The sequence below is a fragment of the Psychromonas saccharinae genome, from assembly GCF_051201515.1.
Lineage (GTDB): Bacteria > Pseudomonadota > Gammaproteobacteria > Enterobacterales > Psychromonadaceae > Psychromonas.
In genome coordinates this window covers 3,590,655-3,605,989 of sequence record NZ_CP195153.1, presented here as the reverse complement: position 1 = coordinate 3,605,989, position 15,335 = coordinate 3,590,655, and the positions used below count along the sequence as shown (strand labels likewise).

The 15,335-nt window shown below is 34.5% G+C and carries 10 protein-coding genes; 3 read left to right on the top strand and 7 right to left on the bottom strand.

What is annotated here, in order from left to right; all coding sequences use genetic code 11:
• Positions 1 to 21: 21 nt before the first annotated feature.
• The 3 genes from ACR30L_RS16160 (at position 22) to ACR30L_RS16150 (ending at position 1,871) form a co-directional block, all read left to right on the top strand.
• On the top strand, positions 22 to 576 hold the full coding sequence (locus tag ACR30L_RS16160; protein ID WP_435235278.1) for a hypothetical protein: 555 nt from the start codon (positions 22 to 24) through the stop codon (positions 574 to 576).
• A gap of 93 nt (positions 577 to 669) precedes the next feature.
• The gene (locus tag ACR30L_RS16155; RefSeq protein WP_435235277.1) at positions 670 to 1,125 is read left to right on the top strand and encodes a GNAT family N-acetyltransferase; all 456 of its coding nucleotides are present in this window, start codon (positions 670 to 672) and stop codon (positions 1,123 to 1,125) included.
• A 116-nt stretch (positions 1,126 to 1,241) separates the two neighbouring features.
• On the top strand, positions 1,242 to 1,871 hold the full coding sequence (locus ACR30L_RS16150; RefSeq protein WP_435235276.1) for a hypothetical protein: 630 nt from the start codon (positions 1,242 to 1,244) through the stop codon (positions 1,869 to 1,871).
• Between the two features lie 420 nt (positions 1,872 to 2,291).
• Here ACR30L_RS16150 and ACR30L_RS16145 read toward each other — a convergent pair whose 3' ends face one another.
• The 7 genes from ACR30L_RS16145 to ACR30L_RS16115 all read right to left on the bottom strand — a co-directional run bounded on the left by ACR30L_RS16145 (position 2,292) and on the right by ACR30L_RS16115 (position 15,243).
• On the bottom strand, positions 2,292 to 5,639 hold the full coding sequence (locus ACR30L_RS16145; protein ID WP_435235275.1) for a hypothetical protein: 3,348 nt from the start codon (positions 5,637 to 5,639) through the stop codon (positions 2,292 to 2,294).
• A gap of 22 nt (positions 5,640 to 5,661) precedes the next feature.
• Positions 5,662 to 6,021 (bottom strand): hypothetical protein, encoded by a 360-nt coding sequence (locus ACR30L_RS16140; RefSeq protein ID WP_435235274.1) that lies wholly within the window; start codon positions 6,019 to 6,021, stop codon positions 5,662 to 5,664.
• A gap of 323 nt (positions 6,022 to 6,344) precedes the next feature.
• Positions 6,345 to 8,735: an AAA family ATPase gene (locus ACR30L_RS16135; protein WP_435235273.1), complete on the bottom strand. Its 2,391-nt coding sequence runs from the start codon at positions 8,733 to 8,735 to the stop codon at positions 6,345 to 6,347.
• Positions 8,732 to 9,274, bottom strand: a complete 543-nt coding sequence (locus ACR30L_RS16130) for a hypothetical protein (protein ID WP_435235272.1) — start codon at positions 9,272 to 9,274, stop codon at positions 8,732 to 8,734. The genes ACR30L_RS16135 and ACR30L_RS16130 overlap by 4 nt, the downstream gene beginning before the upstream one ends.
• A 3-nt stretch (positions 9,275 to 9,277) precedes the next feature.
• On the bottom strand, positions 9,278 to 9,901 hold the full coding sequence (locus ACR30L_RS16125) for a hypothetical protein (protein ID WP_435235271.1): 624 nt from the start codon (positions 9,899 to 9,901) through the stop codon (positions 9,278 to 9,280).
• Positions 9,891 to 13,739 (bottom strand): hypothetical protein, encoded by a 3,849-nt coding sequence (locus ACR30L_RS16120; protein ID WP_435235270.1) that lies wholly within the window; start codon positions 13,737 to 13,739, stop codon positions 9,891 to 9,893. Before ACR30L_RS16120 ends, ACR30L_RS16125 begins: the two co-directional genes overlap by 11 nt.
• Entirely contained in the window at positions 13,732 to 15,243 is a 1,512-nt protein-coding gene (locus ACR30L_RS16115) for a tyrosine-type recombinase/integrase (protein WP_435235269.1), read from the bottom strand. Before ACR30L_RS16115 ends, ACR30L_RS16120 begins: the two co-directional genes overlap by 8 nt.
• Positions 15,244 to 15,335 lie beyond the last annotated feature (92 nt).

The window sequence follows — 15,335 nt, the reverse complement described above, 5'->3', positions numbered from 1 at the left end:
TTATATTTCTCAAGAGGTGTTATGGAAGTTACAGAGTTAACAAAAATAATTTTCGGCATTATTACTGCTATTGGCACAGTTGCCCTTACTTATTTTAATTTAAGTCAAACAAGAAAGGTTACTGCTGAGTTACTTGAAAAGTTTGAGGTTGCAATTGAAAATAATCAAAAGCATTCTGTTACTGAACTTTTCCGCTTGATACATGGCTTACGTATGAGTTATTCGGATATTTTACAACTCATTCAGCATGATGAATGTACAAAGATAATATATGCGCTAAAGAAAACACCTGGAATAGTCTGCTATCAAAATGGTGAGTTCCAATATACTTCAATTGGTAAAAACTCTGTTTATAAATTCTTTGATATTTGGACAGCTAGATTTTCTATTGGCGCATTCAGTGTATTTACTCTTGGTGGGTTTTTGCTCTTAGTTTTCGGGGAAGGGGGAGCTTCAGTACTTGGCTTTATATGCATGCTAGTATTCGCATACTTGCTTGGAACTCAGTTGAGGCAAAACCGTTATGATAAAATGATTACAAACTTGGTGAGTACCGAAAGTATACAAGTTAATTAACAAGGATACTATACGGCTGGCTATCTCGCTTCGCTCGTAATTTAGTACACAAATTTTAGCCTGATTATATGGGCTTTATAACTCTGGATGAATATGCAAATTAGAGAAGCAAAATTACAAGATCTAGACTCACTGTCCACGTTGTTTCATACATATCGACATCTTTCCGTCAGTTTAAATGGTGTCAGTACTGTACAAGAATCTAAGAATTGGCTAGAAGAACGATTAAAAAATAATGAAGCAGCATTCCTAATTGCGATTAAAAATTCTGACATGCTTGGCTTTGCTACTTTATACCAAGGTTTTAGCTCTATTTCTCTGAAAAAATATTGGGTGTTAAACGATCTATATGTTTTAGACTCTGCTCGCGGTTTAGGTATCGGTTCAAAACTCTTGGGAGCGGTTGATAGTTATGTAATCAGCACAAATGCAAAAGGCGTTGAGTTAGAAACATCCATTGATAATGTATCAGCTCAAAATTTATATGAACGGCTTGGTTACGTAGAAAACTCTCAATATAAAAACTATTTCAAATCGAACGAGTTATAACAAGGCATTTAAAACTGAACTAAAATTGCTGGCTTGTTTCCCTTGCGCTCCACATTATAGCCAACCATTTTAGTTTGCTTAATGCGGTGTCATGTGACAATGCAAAGGGTAGATAAATGGAAAAAATTCAAGGCTTAACTTCTTATATAGAAATTGTTATCGCATCTCTAGCGTTGTTAGTTGCGGTTATAGCTGCTGTACATGCAAGAAGCTCTGCAAAAGCAGCAAAATTATCAGCAAGATTAGCTGAAGAAACTTTATTTCAGAGTCGATTAGTTCTTCTTCAGTCTTACCCATCTATTGAGCTTGTTGAAATTGTTGAACAGTCAGGTGAGTTACCAAAGTTAAAGTTTTTAATACTCAACCTTTATGACAGACCTATTAAAATTGAGAGTGTTAAGGTATATGTGTTTGAACAAAAGCGTAAAACTATACGTAACTTGTATGAGCATTATGTTCATGGCTTAGATATGGAATACCGTATAGCAGAGGGGGTTAGGTGGAATCCAGTCGGTGATCTTGAGGATAAGCATTACTTCAAGAAAGACGCTGCAAAATTTAGGTTAGTTGAGAAAACTGAGCATTTTCTTGTGAGCATAGATGAAATTAATGACTTCAAACATGAAATGTTTAAATTTGAGATTAGGACTAATATATCCGTACAGAGATTCAGTTTATCTACTTATGGTTCTAATCTTTTATTTGAAAAAGATAACAATGTTAAATATCGCATACAAGGTATCTAAAGTGGCTTGCTGGTTTCGCTTCGCTACATATTATAATTAACCTTTTAGTCCGCTTTATGCGTCGCTGAGGTTGTAATATAACTCAGTAATTATAGCTTAAGTAAGTTTGGTAATTTTAACTAATTTTTTTAATAGATAATTAAATTTAGATATAGTGAAAGGCTATTTTTCTTCACAAAACGTTTTTTAACGAACTTGATTTGGGCATTAAATGATTAATTAATGCTTACAGCCTTACACGTAGTGATGAAAAGCTAGTTTTATTTCAATATAAGAAGGTATGGAGTAAAAGTATTCCATCCTGTATTTAATCTGCGGTTGTTCTCGATTGGTTGCCAATTCTATAGAATAATGGCTAAGAAATTGTTTCATCTTAAAATATCTCATAAAAGTTCATGGGCTAACTGCCCAAAATTATAGCTAACAAAGATTTTCAATTTCTTTTGCTACCTTTAAGGAATTATGGGCAGATGCCTTTAAGGCATTTGAGTATGCCTCTACAATAGCAGTTGTTGTAAGCACCATTGCTTTTCCGATGGAATGTAATGTATGAAAGTTTAATAATTCAGCCTCAAAGGGTTCAATTAAATTTGAGGGAGGTGTATTTATAAATACTTGAGCTACCCCTTTAGGTGTACTAATAGATTCAAACAATTTAATGAAAAGAGATTCAAGGAGGTAAGTACTAGCCTGAATTTTAGAGTCATATAAGTTTTTAATAACAATGCTTTTCGTAAGTATTTCAATGTTATACTCAATAGTTTCCTTTTCGTAGTTTGATATGTCTCGAATGAATAGAGCTAGGTTATGTAGTGATTCATCAGAGCCGTGAGTAAAAACTTTTTCAAATACGATTTGAGGAACAAATAAGCGGAAATTATGCTGATGAAGACGTAGTAAATGTCCAACTGTGTCAGCATCCGTGCCGTCAAATATAAAGTTTTTCACATTTTCAGGATAAACTTTGACCAGAGAGAATTCAGGCTTGGACAAAAATCCTCTTAGTTGATTATCAACGGTAAAATAACTAAAGCCTTCAGTCGCAGCTAAGCCCATAGAGCTTTTAGTGCTAGAAGTAAGCAGTTCATTAGCAAAAATAGTTAATTTTAAAGGAACATTGTAATCACGAGCATTATGAATATTACATTTTTCCAAGAGTTTTTCAGTTACATTTCGTAGCTTTAACTTTGATTCTAATTTTTCCTTAGCTCCTATAGCAATGAAGTCGTCTTTTTGGGGATCAAATGCAATCCCCATTTCACCATAAGTCGAGCACCACTCTGTTATTTTTTTAGCGGTTTCATTTGTTATATGTATATTACCTTTTATTTTTTGTGATAAGCCTGATACAGCAAGGAATGCGAAACCAACTTCATCAAGAATGATATCTTCACTATTTGTCTCATCAAAAGAAACATTGTTATTACCGAATAATTCCATATAAATATTTTTAGAAAGTATTGCTGTAAGGGCTTTTCCATAAGAATTATTGCCTTTTATAAACTGATATTTGAATATGCATGGGAAATAACCACTTAAACATTCTTTTAACGCAGGTGTATAGCTGTAACCACTCTCTACAACGCTGTTAATGAGGTTCAGTATCTCTTCACCAGTAGCGTTTTCTGGTAATGATAGTAGAGAAAAGCATTGATTTTCGTCATTATCCAAAATTTCCATAGCAATACGGAAAGCTACTATGGTCGGTGGCAGTTTTTCTTTAATTGAACAGTGTTTTGCTTTATGTATAAAGTAAGCATTTATTGCTTTGCTTTGTAGTTTCTGTGCAAGATCTGTACTTGAGTGAATCAAATACTGTGGATGATTGCTAGTTAATATCGGGTCATCAACTGCGATACGATATTTTGAGAGTCGGTTTTCTGTATACAAATAACCTGCTTTAAATCTTTCATTGTTAGCCTCTCTTTTTGATATATCGTAAGGTATAGGGTTAACTACTTTAAATAATTGGTTCGCATACTTATTTGGATCTGTGAAAAACCAGGTTAAGACCAAATCTTCTACTTCTATATAACGTTCTCCAAAGAAAGTAAGAAGATCCCACGCAAGTTCATTTTCAGGACTCGAAAATATAGAAATCGGTATTTTTTTTACATAATCTGTTATAGATAATCGAGATGTAGACTGATTGAGGTTAATCAATAATTTTAACCAAAGGTATATACAATATTCTTTCTCTGACTCAGATAGTTCTTTGTATTGGTAGGTTTTTAGTTGTTCTTGGATTAGTTTTGCTGCTTCTGGGAATTTATCTTCTTTGGTTGCAATACATGATTTAAGATTGGCAATATCAGGGTGAGATTGCTCGTGATCGCTCATTGTATTTAAACGTGAATTTAAAGAGCTATATTGTTCATTTTCAAATAACAGTGAAAGATACTGAACGTATGTAGCAGATACCCACGGGGTACTATTTTTAAACAATAACTCTAGAGCAAGTAATGCCAAGCCGTTATATCCAGCCATGGATAGAAAATTTGCTGTTGGGACTAAAAAGTCAGAGTTAACTCTTTTACCCTTAAAGTCATCAGTAAGAATCGTTTCAATCTGGATTGAAGGAAATTGCTTTTTATTTAAAAAATCAGCAGCTTTTGCAGCAAGAGCACAATAACTTCCTAAGCTCTCAGTAGTTCTATCTAATTTTAAGAGTTCACCCAAAGTGAATTCAACACATTCTGTTTTTTTTCTATAGCACAGTGAAAGTATATTCTGGGTGGGAAATTTCCCATTTTTTACATCTTCAATGATTTCAAGGGCTATATCATGATCTGACTTGAGTGTTTGCAGAGGTTGAATTATGGTATCGTGATCTAGAAATGATATAACAACCTCTTTGCCTCTGAATTCTATTTGGTTGAGTAGGGAGCGATGGTCTTGCATTAACTTAAGAAGCTTAGAATTCGTTGATTGAGTATAAAGCAATAACTGACCCGCTATACTGATATATTGCTTATCAATAGATTGCTGGCTTCCTGTGTATTTGATGAGTTTATTAATAGCATTATCAAGATATTGCTTTTGCTCTGTTGATAATAATAAATAATCATTAACTTGAAATTTGTTAACTGATATACACTCTAAAATTACTTCTTGTCCTGAAAAATCAGTAAAAGGATCTTTCCTCTTGAGTTCATCAAAAATCTGTTGGCATATATCAGCTTGCCCAGAGGCTAATGCTCTTTCTAGTAGTAAGTGGAGAACAGGTGTAGAGAAGCTAGATAGTTCTCTAGAAATATCATCAAATGAGTTAATCTGGTTAAGTGTTCTATAGTAAGCAATATCTGTACAGGCACTAGCTGGAAGAGCACAATAAAATTCCTTTAATTCTTGCTTAGGCTTTTGTTCTTGGAGTAAGTTAATCGCAGCAGCATTTAAAAAATCTTGAAAATCTTTGTCTGTATAGGAATTTTCTTTGTAAGTGCTTATTATTAATTTTTTTTCTTCATCTGATAATTCAAAAGAAGTAACTGCTTTTAAACAAGCTATAGCAACTTTTGTTGCTGAGTTAAAATTACCTAGCATACTTAAGGTGTTTAATGCAGACTTTGCTTGTTCCTTTTTACCTTCACCAAGTTTCTGAACAACGTCTAGCAACACAGGCTTAACTTGCTCTAGAGAGACGTCACTTTGAACTATCGTGATGTATTTATCTCTCATTACTTTGTCGCCATACACAGCATCACCGCCGTTCGTAGCTAATACACTTGTAGTATTACTGTTTGTGACGTTATCTGGTATTTGCGTCATATGCTATCTCAGTTAAGTATTTCTATTTGTCTGTGAACGTCTTGTTACCTATGACCTTATCTCCCATAACTTTATCACCGTAAACAGCGTCACCACTACCAAAAGTTTGAACAATGACTTTTGGTGAATTTGACTCGTTTAGCTTGCTTAGTATGGCTTGAACCTGAGAAGATGATTCAAGTTGCTGAATAACTTCATCCTGGGAATTACACTGGTTGATGCCCATTTTTGTTAATTCTTCACTTAATGCTGACTCAATGGTTTCATCAATGTTTGCTACTTTACTCACCGTTTCTCTAATATTTTCAATAGTTGGGACCGCATTAAATTTGATAAAATCCCAAAGTAACCCACCAAGTACAGCGCTATTAATAAAATCCATAATTATTCCTTAAAAGACATAACGTTCTCATATATATGGGGACTAACTTGCTAATATTCAAGCGATAAATTATTTCCCTGTATAGGGGGACATATGCAAAAGTTGAGAGTAAGTGAGGTTCAGCCGTTCTCGGCTGAAAATAACAAAGTAAATATAGCATTAAATCGTTAAAAATAAGATTGAGCTATTTATAATCGCTTGCGATTATATTTTCAATTTCTCCCTTCTCGATTAAGCTAGGTGATATAAGCAAAGAGCACCATCACCTGGAGCAATTAGTATATGTTGCTTTGAAATAACTAGTGAGGAGGGGGATCTAGCATTTAGTTTTTACTTAATGAAAACCCGACATTTAGGGTTTTATATCTAGGAAGCGAGTTCACGGCATTAGAAAATGTTTTACGGCAACCAACAAAAATGGTCGAATTTTTACTTCTCGTTAATGCTGTATAGAGCAAGCTATTTTCAATAAAGTCATGATGCATTTTAAAGTAGGGTAAAAGCACAATTGTATTTTTAAATTCAGAACCTTGGGTTTTGTGTATTGAAATTCCGTATGCCAACTCTAGCCCTGAATCATAAACACTCGCTTCATCCATTTTATGGAACTCTCCATTTATTTCACAAACTAGAAAATTACCTGAGTCAATAATATTAATTACACGACCAATATTGCCATTATAAATTTTCATTTTGTAATTATTTTTAGTAACAATGATTGGATCGTTTAGGCTAAACTTATTCTTCCATGTGATTTTTCCTAGATTTAACTTATCTCTAAAAAAATCGTTAATTCTGTGCGTTGAATATCTAATATCTTTTCGACTATAAGCTGTTATAAGCTGGCAGTCAGAATGCCCAATCAATTCTGAAATTCGGAAAGCTTGTTCAATTAAATTTTGATTATTTACTTCAGCAAAAAATACACCTTTCTGCAAGGGCAAATATTTAAACTCAGGAATAATCGTTGGTGAACAATTTGAAATACTTTCCGTATAAGCGTTACTTTGTTCTTTATTATGACCGATACATCTTACTGCATTAGCAACATTGCGTACTGGATTTTCTGCTTCTTGTCGATGAACTTCAGTTAACTCAGTGCAAGGTATCAATTTATCTTCAATGCATTCTTCAACGAGTAACTGAAAAAAAACGCCAAAACCAATTGGCGGTAGTTGTGCAATATCACCGACAAAACACAGTGTGTATTGATTATTTTTTAAATGATGTAAAAGCTCTGTAATTGATGCGATATCAAGCATTGAAGATTCATCGACGATGATGATTGGCTTTGAATCTAGTTGTAGGGACTGGGCTTTCTGGGTTTTATCATTTGTAATTTTTACTGCATTAACAAAACCTCGTAAAGTGAAGGTGCAAACCTCTTCAATGGGCTTGTCAAATAACCCTACTTGGTGAAATTTTATAACATTATTCGCCCGTAATTCTTTTTCGATTCGATCTTTCGCAACACCTGCTAATGCTACAAAATAAACTTCTCTGCCAATTTCGTTGGCGATGTATTTGACACCTGCCAAAGCAGAAGATTTACCTGTTCCGCCCGCACCTTGAACAATGCTTAAATCATTAATAAATACTTTAGATATTAAGTCTTTCTGAGACGCGGTTAATTGGTTTCCTGTGCGAGATTTAAACTTAACCGAAAAATTGTTAATTAATTCTTCTAATTTTGTTGTGTGGGTTGGTATATTGGAATTATTGTTTAATAACTTTTTAAGAGTTTGCTCTGTATATGCTTCAAGATAAGCTATTCCAGTACCTTGATAGCCATTGCTGCATTTACATAATGTTCTAGATTCTAAAGCTGTGTTAATTGCATTTTCAATTAATTCGTAATCTAGCAAATTCTCTAGCTCAATTATCAGATCTTCCTCATTAATTGCTGTATGTCCTTCTGCTAGTGAATCATAAACCACTTTATCAATAGCGCCGATCAACCGCTTTGGTGAGTCAATGCTAATACCACTATTTGGTAACTCATTGTTAATACTCCCATATCCTTCGGTTCTTATCTTTTCTGCAATATTCCAAGCCGATTTAAACTGAGAGCCTCCAAATCTGAGCGGCAAGTACGGATTTTTTTGCAATTCATCCTTTACGTTGCTACCTAACAACTTTAGTAGTTTCTTAGAAGTTAAATTGTCATAATCTAATTTATATAACCATTCGATAGCTTCTATTTCTTGTTGATTTTCCATATAAGCTTGTAAAAAAAGAATGGCTCTATTTACATTATTAAATGCATCAATTAATGCTTTTAAATTGTTGTTCTTCAGTTCAATTAAGAATTGTCTTGCACTTCCCACTCGTTTTATTGCTTGTTCTAACCGTTTTTTTCCTGCTCCGATATTTTTGAAGCTTGCATGTTTGGAGAATAAGTGTGCAATACCAGTCGGGAGCAGATATAAGTTGTTTTTTATTTCAAGTTTAGTGAGTTCTGATTCAATATCATTTACTTTAAAAGATGAAGGCTGCCCACTTTCGATCTGTAGTTGCTTACCGAATTCTGGATGTACTGAAAGTGTTCCCGTAAATTGCCAGGTTTCTCCAGCTTCAGGCATTCTATGTAAGTGAGAGTGACGATGACTAACCACTAAGCGTAATATTCTTCTGTTTTGTATTTCTTTAGCAAATACAATTCCACCCCCATAAATACCAGGGCGGACTGATGAGATGAGTAAAAGATAATTCAAAACGTTCTTCCTCCCTCTGTTAAGCAATTTTCAAATTGCAGTTTGTGAGAGTTTAATTCCTGTTCAAAGTGAATATCTTTCTGTTTTAATTTAGCTCGTAAAAGTGAATTTTCAGTTTCTTTTTTGTATAAAGATTCTTGTGCAATATCTAATTGATTAGAAAGTGATAAGAGCTGCTTTTGTAAATCATTTACCTCTTTACGTTGTATCATTAAGTCATGACTTTGCTTATCTTCTGTAATACTACGTGCTTGTACTGATTCAATACCGAGTTCTTTGATATCTTTTGCTAATCGAGCATTGATTAATTTGTTTTTATAAAGAGGACCTCGATCTGGTAAGCCTACCCATTTTGTCGCGAATATTGTTACATCAATTCCCAACTCATTTGCTCCTGCGGGAAATTTAACATTTTTTTCTTTCATTCGTTCAATGATTGTTATGTAGCAATCATAATAAAGCTGCCGTTTGTGGCACGGAGGTAATCTTTTTTGTTCTGCACTTAGAACGATCGGTTCAATTGGCATATCTTCTTTCATATACTACCTCCTAGTCTTGTTAAGCCACTCTTTATAAAGTTCTAAATGAGAAGCTGTAACAATTGTGCTGCCCAATGAGTCTTTTATCGAATTTGAATTTTCATCAAATTCGATTCCGAGTCTTTGCTCGCTTAGGTACATCAACAAAAAATTTAAAGCAATGCATGTTTTATTTGAATAGGGTATATCGCTTGAGCTTGGTTCTATTGTCTTGGTTATATCTGGATTTGAGGTTTCTGTTTTCTCTAGATTCGCCAGTTGAGCTACATATACTTTTTCTGCTAGTTTTAACTCGCCAATGTCATATTCAAGCTCTCTTATTTTTTGCTGTAATTCTTCAGGTGTTGCATTTTTAAAATTGAGCTTACGTTTGTACGACTCAATGTACTTAGGAAGAATGTTAATGAGAGCTACGTCTAGCAACCTCCTATATTCATTATTTTTGAGTAGTGTGCTGTAGCCAATTTTTGTCCCATTTTGTTGTAATAAAGTTACAGCTAGATTAGCTAAGTCGTCTAAAGTATTTATGTTTTTGCGCTTTGTTCGATTACTTTCAATTTCAGTAAGTACTTTTGCTAACTCTCTCTTTCTCTGAGCTACTCCTTGTTTTTTCTTATTAGCTTGCATGATTTAACCTTTTGATTTGTTGTAAAGAATTTTCCAGAGTTAGCTTGAATTGTGATTTTGGTGTTGTGTTTTTTTCTAGTATTGTGGGAGCTATATGTTTGATTACCTCGTCAGCACTAATAATATTGGCAGCTATCATTGTTCTTACTACCGTGACAGCTTTACGTATAACCTCATCACTATCTGTTTCCAATGCAAGATCTGAGAATAACTCATTTGAGGTTTGAGGGTTGTGTTGAGCTAATTGGGTGATTAATTGATTCCCGACTCTTCTTGCGACTGGTAATAGTGCATCTGAAGAAAGTGCAGGGAAATCTTCGTGTGACATCATATGTTTCATGGCAAGTTCATATATTGCATCACGCTTTTCACTTCGAACAATAGTTGAATCGAGCATGGCAGGGGCTGGACAATAAAATCCTTTTTTCCTTAAATTGTCATCAGAATTAGAGCCTGAAATTTCATTCTGTTTAATTAATATTTGTCTAATATTCTCAAGTGCGTTTGAGCTGATTTCCCAGCCTACAAGTTCATCTTCCAAAGATGTAATATCTAACCTTAACCTTTCAACTTGTTCTTTATTATCTGTTTTTGATGCATTCAGCTTTATGATTTTCTGTACTTTAGTGTATACGTCTAGGATTAATTTATCTTGAATATGCTCAATAGAGGGTAAGTTATCAATATGCACAATCTTCGCTCTGCAAAGACCGCATTTTTGTTGACCCCCGTTTTCTTCTGCTATTTCAGCTGGACAAACCATTGAAAATGGACAGATATGTGTGTCTGCGAAAACAACTTGATTAGCATTAACTGTTTCAATAATATCTATGCCAGTCCAATTCTTTTCTTCTTTATTTTCATCTTCTTCGGCAGTTATGTTCAGTGGAATAGAAGTAAAGCCATATAAATATGCAGCCTCCTTCCTATCTTTCTCAAATGCCGTTTTTACATTGCTACTCGCTTCTGATGGCTTAACTGCTAAAGAATTTTTATAGCGTAAGTGGTAAGCATCTAAGTCATCATCTGTTACTTTGTGATAATGTGCAGTTGTAATAAGGCTTGAATGCCCAACTTCATGACAAATGTGATGTAGTGGCATGATACCTACTCGATGCGTAATCCAGGTGTTTCTTGTTCCGTGCGGTGTAACTATTGCTGCGATTCTTACTCTAGTACAGTCTGCATCCCACAATGGCTCTTGCCTAGATTTTCTACCAGCTATTACTAGTGGATGCTCGGGAGTTAAGCGTAATGCAGAGTAACTCTTATCGGAATAATTAATTTTATTATTAGAAGCGATGGGTACATATCTGATTAAGCTATCTTTGAGTGGCGAAAAATCATCCTTCAGTATACAACGAAGAATTGTATTACAGATGGACATTGAATCAGTCCACTTAGCTGACCAACTAAGTTCGTTAAAAACTTTTCCTGCGTGATTGAGAAACAGAGGTGTAATGAACTGTCCATGCTTTTCATCTTTATAGCGAAATTGTTTATTAATAGAAATGTCTGTGCGTTTATTTCTAAAGTCTTTTTCTCTGTTAAGTAATTCAATGACAGAGATATGAGTATGTTGCAACCACTCATTTTTCTTTGTCTTATCGCTGCTGATCAATAGTTTCGTTAAACCATGCTCTGTTACATGATCACTTTTTAAATTGTAACGTTGGGCATCTAACCAGCGAATATGGATATGTCGTAAACCTTGCTCAATTGCTACAATATGCCCTCGTAATATACCTAATAACGGCATATTTAGTTTTTTCACTGGGGAGTTGTCTGACATTTTAACTTCAATATCTCCGAGGGGAAATAATTGAGGAAAATATCCAGTCTTAGGTGTTAGTGCAAAATACTCCCATTCAAGCTTTTCATTTTGAAACCATATTAATGGTGTATATCCACATGCATCAAGTTTCCGTTTATTGCACAAGTCAATTGTGTTTTTCACTTCATCAGGTAAGGCTTTCTGTGATGATGAATATTCAATATTTATAATTTGGTTGTTTTTTTTGTCGAGATAAAAGGCACGACCAAACTGCAATAGATTCGGTTGACTATAGTTTTTACCTGCCCCCGTTATTTTAGTGTCAGGGTATAAACCTAACTCTTCATATCCAATATCTTGTAAACGTTGCTCTTGTAAGTACATACCATAGCTTTCTAGAGTATAAAAGGCGTTAAGAAGAATTGGGAATGCTTTTCGAGTGATAATATTTTTGGGTGTTAATTTTGTACTACTTCCAACTCTTACCCCTGTCATTTTTGCATGCCAGTGAGAAGTAAATTCATTTGTTTTTAGTAATGATAATGTTGGGAGTACATGTTTTTCATCTAGCCTGTAAATATGCTCAATTTCATTCAAAAACAACCTCAACTGAGAGCATGATGTAGCATTGTTTTCAATCGCAAATTCAGCTAGTGTTCTGGGCCATGTTTCATTATCTAACTCTTTATTCGTTTCGCTTCTGATAACAAATGTTTCTCTGTCAAGATCTTTAAAATAGACAGGGAAATTTATTGCGGCTTTATTGCTTTGTTCAACAAACATTTTTTGCCACATGGCAACATAAATTAAGTATTTAACTAGCAAGCTTATTGCAGATGACTTACCTCGTGATGATGTTTTCGATGTGCTTTTCCAAATACGAAAATATTCAGTCCATTGGGTAAGATCAATTGTTATCTTATCAGGAATAAAGGTTCTAAGGTTATCTAGATTTTTTGTTGTTACAGGAATGTTTAGACAGTAGATAAACAGATCTTCTTCGCTTTGTGTCTTCAAAATATAGTCAATATCTTCAAGACCATGTTGTAGACGAGCATATTCTTTTTTTAGTTCATTTGTCCATTTTTTCGCTATAGAAACTGCTTCATCACCTTTCCATGTTGACAAGCTTGAAACAAGAACTTCTTTAAATCTTTCATACGATTTTTTGAATCCATCGAAAGGTTTTTTTACGGTAAGAAGAATGTGCTCATCTCTCGTTACTTGCTTGCTATTAATCAGGTTAAACGTCTTACCGTATAACAGCCCCCACTGTTTATGGCATTCCTCCAAGTCATTATATTTGCAGTCATTTTTATTATACCAAGTGGATGTATATAAAATAAAAATCGGACCTGTAATTGGAAAGGCACTATCAATACCCTCTAAAATTACTTTTTCTGTTTTGCATGCTGAATTTAAAGCGAATGCAATTTGCGGAAATTCTAAACTAAGAGATGAAATTTTTTTGGAGGAGGCTTTATAAAGAGGAGCTTTTTTACCGCGATTATTTGCCTTCAGGGAGAATATGTTATTTGCTGCTCGTGACATCTTTAGCTTGCTACCAATAGGTAACAAAATTGCTTTTTTACGCCACAGCCTCACAAGTAGGCAATTTGTTGCATAAATTAGGTGCGACACAACATTGCCGTTAAGTAAATTGGGATTAATACTTGTTATTCCCGCAAGGTACTCTGTAATAGGGGCTAAAATTTCAGGTTTAAATGCGGAGGGCTTATCTTTTTTTAGGTTCGAATTGTGAGTGTTCCACTGGACATTGGAGAAAGAATTATTAGCGACAGTCAACCACAACCGAACAGTATTTTCATTTACTTTATTATCAAGATATTTGTTTTTATTAATAAAGTATGGGAATGAGTAGCCATAGTGAGCATTACCATTTGTTAGCTCTTTTGAATCAAGCGGACTCTCACTTGTGTTAAAGCCTATCTTGCTAAAAAAGCTCTCTATGTCATCAGCATACTCTTTTATTACAGCTGAAATATCATCTGTAAGCTCTTTTCCCGCTTTAAGAAATACTATATTACTCGTCAGATTAAACATGAGAGATTCCTTTTGCTTGTTGTGATTTCTTGATTTCTTCTTCTGTCTTCCTTAGGGCTTTTTTGTGGTATTCAAGTTGACGTAGTAGGGCCATGTCTGAGTCGGCGTAACCGCCAAGACGTAACTTAATTCTTGCCTCGTGATGATTTTCAACGATTTTGTCTTCTGGACTTCGTATGTAAGCTCTTGTGGTAAGTATACTGCCATGTCCAACGGCCCTCTGAACAAAAACTTCGGGAAGTCCAAAAACTAATTTGCCTTCATCATTTATATAAGGAGCATCATTTGCCAAATATGTACAATACCCGTGTCTTGTACTGTGAATAGGTAGATCATTGTAGTTTGGAACCCCTGCGTTTTTAGAAGCTTTTTTAAAAGCTTTATTTAATGTCGAAACATTTCGATGCTCAGTATCCAAAAGAAGTATACATGGGCGGCCTTTTCGTTTTCCTTTTTGTAGAACAAATACAAAATCATGTGTTCCGTCAGGACAGTATTCTGTGCTTTTCATGTAATCCCTTAACGACTCCCAAAAAACCTGCTCAGCATCAGTGTATAAAAAAACTTCGTTGTTGGGGGTTAATCGGCCTTTGTTATGAACTGAGTAGTGAAATTCTTCTTTCGATAACCCTTTCGGATCTATTTCAGTTAAAAATATTTGACGATTAACCAGATCAATATGATGCCACTGGAGACTCAAAGCTTCAGATATTCTCAAGCCTCCAGAATGTAATAATGCAAATAGACATTTATTACGTTTACTTAATTTACCTTTTTTCAGTTGTTTTAAAACATGTGAAATTGGATATGACAATGCATACGGCTTCTCTTGCAATTGATAATCTTTGGTGGACTTTATAATACGTGTATCTTTTAAGCGCAGGCAGCCAGCATCTCGGATTACACCTCCGAGTAATGTGTTTTTTTGCCAATTCTCTTTTTGTTTTTTGCTAATAGTTTTGTGATCCCAAACTTCCTTTAAGAGCGGGATGTATTGACTATCTGGGTTTTCAATACCATTCTCGCGGCAAAATTTGGTATTTTCTGCACGTGAAATTTCTTCAGACATTTCGAGAAATTCATTGATTGGGGCGATATGATTCGGGGTGGATGCATTTGATATCTTTGGTTTGTAGTTGTCGAGTTGTTTTGCCAAGTCACTTGCAATCTTATTTTTACTGTTATCTCCGAGTACTAAATACTCTTCATATGCTCTTATAATCTCAATCAGATCTTGCGGTCTAAGAGCATTTTTGCTCCCTAATACGCCTGCTTCTGCCAAGTAGTCTAAAAATTTAGCAACAGCGGTTTGGTAGCTGGAAAATGTGTTTTGGGCGACAGGTTCATTACTATTTCGAGAGTCTCCCGTCCTTAACCGACGTTGAAATAATGAAAATGCCTTAACTTCACTAAAATCAGATTTTAGTGTTAGTACCAGCTCTTGGAGCTGGAAAGAGCCAATTTTTACAATTCGCTTCGTTTGGATTAGATTTTTTAATATCATTTTGATGCCTTAATTAAATGAGAGTGACTGTAATCCACAAAAAATACAAATTGCTAAATAACTAGTTGTTAATATAGTCTTAAATTATCTTA